2 protein-coding genes are annotated in these 3,238 nt (G+C 68.0%); one reads left to right on the top strand and one right to left on the bottom strand.

Annotated elements, in window-relative coordinates; genetic code table 11:
* A partial coding sequence (locus CH341_RS29900; protein WP_111423071.1) for an ABC transporter ATP-binding protein/permease occupies nucleotides 1-1,747 on the bottom strand: 1,747 nt, incomplete at its 3' end.
* A 295-nt stretch (nucleotides 1,748-2,042) separates the two neighbouring features.
* Between CH341_RS29900 and CH341_RS29895 the strand changes: the two genes are divergently transcribed.
* On the top strand, nucleotides 2,043-3,206 hold the full coding sequence (locus CH341_RS29895) for a TRAP transporter substrate-binding protein (protein ID WP_111423068.1): 1,164 nt from the start codon (nucleotides 2,043-2,045) through the stop codon (nucleotides 3,204-3,206).
* Nucleotides 3,207-3,238 lie beyond the last annotated feature (32 nt).

Raw genomic sequence — 3,238 nt, 5'->3', positions numbered from 1 at the left:
GCGCCGGCGCCGGCGCCGCGGCGCGCTCGCGCAGATGGCAGCAGTCGCCGTCGCGCTCCAGGACCAGATGGCGATCGTGCAGGACGTCGAGGGTCGAGCGGTGGCCGATCGAGATCAGCGCCGTGCCAGGCAGCCTGTCACGCAGCAGACCATAAAGCGCCGCCTCCGACGGCTCGTCGAGCGAGGCCGTCGCTTCGTCCAGCAGCAGATAGTCGGGTGCGTGCAGGATCGCCCGCGCGATGGCGAGGCGCTGCTGCTCGCCGAGCGACAGGGTGCGGCCCCAATGGGCGTCCTCGTCGAGGCGGGGCGCCAGCCCGGGGAGCCCGACGGCATTCAGCACATCGGCGATCCGGTCCCTCGGATAGGCGTCCGGCATGGCCGGGTAGGAGATCGCGGCGGCCAGCGGTCCGACCGGCAGATAGGGGCGCTGCGGCAGCACCATCACGCGCTTGCCCTCGGGCACCGAGACGGTGCCGTCGCCGAACGGCCAGACCCCGGCGAGCGCGCGGAACAGCGTGGACTTGCCGGAGCCGGACGGTCCGTTGACCAGGACGTGCTCTCCAGCCGGCAAGGCGAGCCCGCCGGCCGCGACCAGCGGCGCGCCGCCGGGCAGCCGGACGTTGAGCGTCTCCGCCCTGATGCCTTCGGCACCGGAATGCGCCGCCACCGTGATGCTGTCGTCGCGCGTCTGCAAGGCGCGCCCGGCGGCGATCGACGTCTCGAAGCCGTCGAGCCGGTCGACCACCGCCTTCCATTCGGCGATCGTCCGATAGGACGTGACGAAGAACGACAGCGCCGTCTGAACGCTGGAGAAGGCCGATGCGGTCTGCATCAGCCCGCCGAGATTGACGGCCCCGGCGAAGTAGGCCGGGCTGACCACGACGAAGGGAAAGATGGTCGAGATCTGGCTGTAGCCGGCCGTGAAGAAGGTGAGCTTCTTCTGCCGCGTCATGATGGCGAACCAGTTGCCCATCAGGACCGCGAAGCGGTCGAGGAGGCGGGCCCGTTCGGCGGTCTCGCCGGACAGGAGGGCGATCTGCTCCCCGCTCTCGCGCACCCGCACCAGATTGAAGCGGAAGTCGGCCTCGTAGCGCTGCTGCTGGAAGTTCAGACGGATCAGCGGACGGCCGATCAGATGGGTGACGGCGGTTCCGAGGATCGCATACAGCAGGGCGGCCCAGACCAGATAGCCCGGGATGTTCCAGACCGTGCCGCCGAGATGGAGCGGCGCCTGCTCGGACAGGCCCCACAGGATCGCCACGAAGGAGACCAGGGTGACGACCGAGTTCAGCAGGCCTAGCCCGATGCTCAGGCCGCGGTCGATGAACAGGTTGATGTCGTCGGCGATCCGCTGGTCGGGATTGTCGGCGGCGTCGCCGAGGAGCTGCATGCGGTAGTGATTTCCATCGTCCAGCCAGTGCGACAGGTAGCGGTCCGTCATCCAGCGCCGCCAGCGGATCTGCAGCCACTGGTTCAGGTAGAGCTGATAGACGGCGAGCACGATGAAGATCGCGGCCAGCCCGCAGAAGAACAGCAGCTCGGACACGAAGGTGTCCCAGCTTCGCTCCTGCAGGGCGTTGTAGAAGCGATTGTTCCACTGGTTGATCAGCACCGAGATGGCGACGATCGCCAGCTCGATGACGACGACGGCGGCCAGCAGGGCGCGCCCGGCCCAGCGGTCCTCGGACCGGAAATAGGGAGCGGCGAGCCGCCACACGACGGCGAGAGAGGCGAACAGGCGGGACAAGGGGACAGCTCCAGTGACGGGCGGACGCGGCGACCCGGCCGGCTCCGGTCCCGGCGTGTGTCGGGGCGAAAGCGGGCGTTTTAACGTCTGGGCGCGACGTGAGGTCGCTGGGCGGCCGCGGCGCCTCTACGGAATTTCACCTAAAGTTCGAGGGCCCCGCCCTTGAGGTTGCGCTGGGAACCGGCCACACTGCCGGCCAACCGGCGGTGTCACACACGTCGGAATACGAGCGGTTCGCGCTCCAAGACGGCCCGAAACGAGGCCGCCACCCAATATCTCAGGAGGAAACGAAGTCATGTCCCGAAAGGATTCCCGCCCGTCATCCGCCCCGTCCCAGGCCGCCACGCGCCGCAAGTTCCTGCTGACGGCAGGCGCGGCCGGTGCCGCCACGGCGGTCGCCGCCCCGGCGATCGCGCAGTCCACCGGCCCGGTCAGCATGCGCTGGCAGAGCACGTGGCCGTCGAAAGACATATTCCACGAATACGCCCTCGACTTCGCCAAGAAGGTCAACGACATGACCGGTGGCGACCTGAAGATCGAGGTGCTCCCCGCGGGCGCCGTGGTGCCGGCCTTCGGGCTGCTCGAGGCGGTGTCGAAGGGCACGCTCGACGGCGGCCACGGCGTCATGGTCTATCACTACGGCAAGCAGACCGCGCTGGCCCTGTGGGGCTCCGGCCCGGGCTACGCCATGGACGCCAACATGCTGCTCGCCTGGCACAAGTACGGCGGCGGCAAGGAGCTGCTCTCCAAGCTCTACGACTCGATCGGCGCCAATGTCGTGTCGTTCCCCTACGGTCCGATGCCGACCCAGCCGCTCGGCTGGTTCAAGAAGCCGATCGCCAAGGTCGACGACATGAAGGGGCTGAAGTACCGGACCGTCGGCATCTCGATCGACGTGTTCACCGGGCTCGGCGCCGCCGTCAACGCGCTGCCGGGCGGCGAGATCGTCTCGGCGATGGACCGCGGCCTGCTGGACGCCGCCGAGTTCAACAACGCCTCGTCGGACCGCGTGCTCGGCTTCCCGGACGTCTCCAAGGTCTGCATGCTGCAGAGCTATCACCAGAACGCCGAGCAGTTCGAGATCATGTTCAACAAGGCGAAGTACGACGCGTTGCCCGAGAAGATGCGCGCCATCATCGCCAATGCCGTGGAGGCCGCGTCGGCCGACATGGCCTGGAAGGCGATCGACCGCTACTCCAAGGACTATGTCGAGATGCAGACCAAGGACAAGGTCCGCTTCTACAAGACGCCCGACGCGGTGCTGAAGCGGCAGCTCGAGGTCTACGACGACGTGGTGAAGAAGAAGGCGGCCGAGAACCCGATCTTCAAGGAGATTCTCGAGTCGCAGCGCCAGTTCGCCCAGCGGGCGACCCAGTGGGAGAACGACACGGTGGTGAACCGCCGGATGGCGTTCGACCATTACTTCGGCGCCTCCGGCGTGGCGAAGCAGCCGACCTGACGGACGCGGCGTCGCGGATGCCTCGCGGGTGC

Source organism: Rhodoplanes roseus, assembly GCF_003258865.1.
Classification (GTDB): domain Bacteria; phylum Pseudomonadota; class Alphaproteobacteria; order Rhizobiales; family Xanthobacteraceae; genus Rhodoplanes; species Rhodoplanes roseus.
This window is presented reverse-complemented; position numbering and strand designations above follow the sequence as displayed.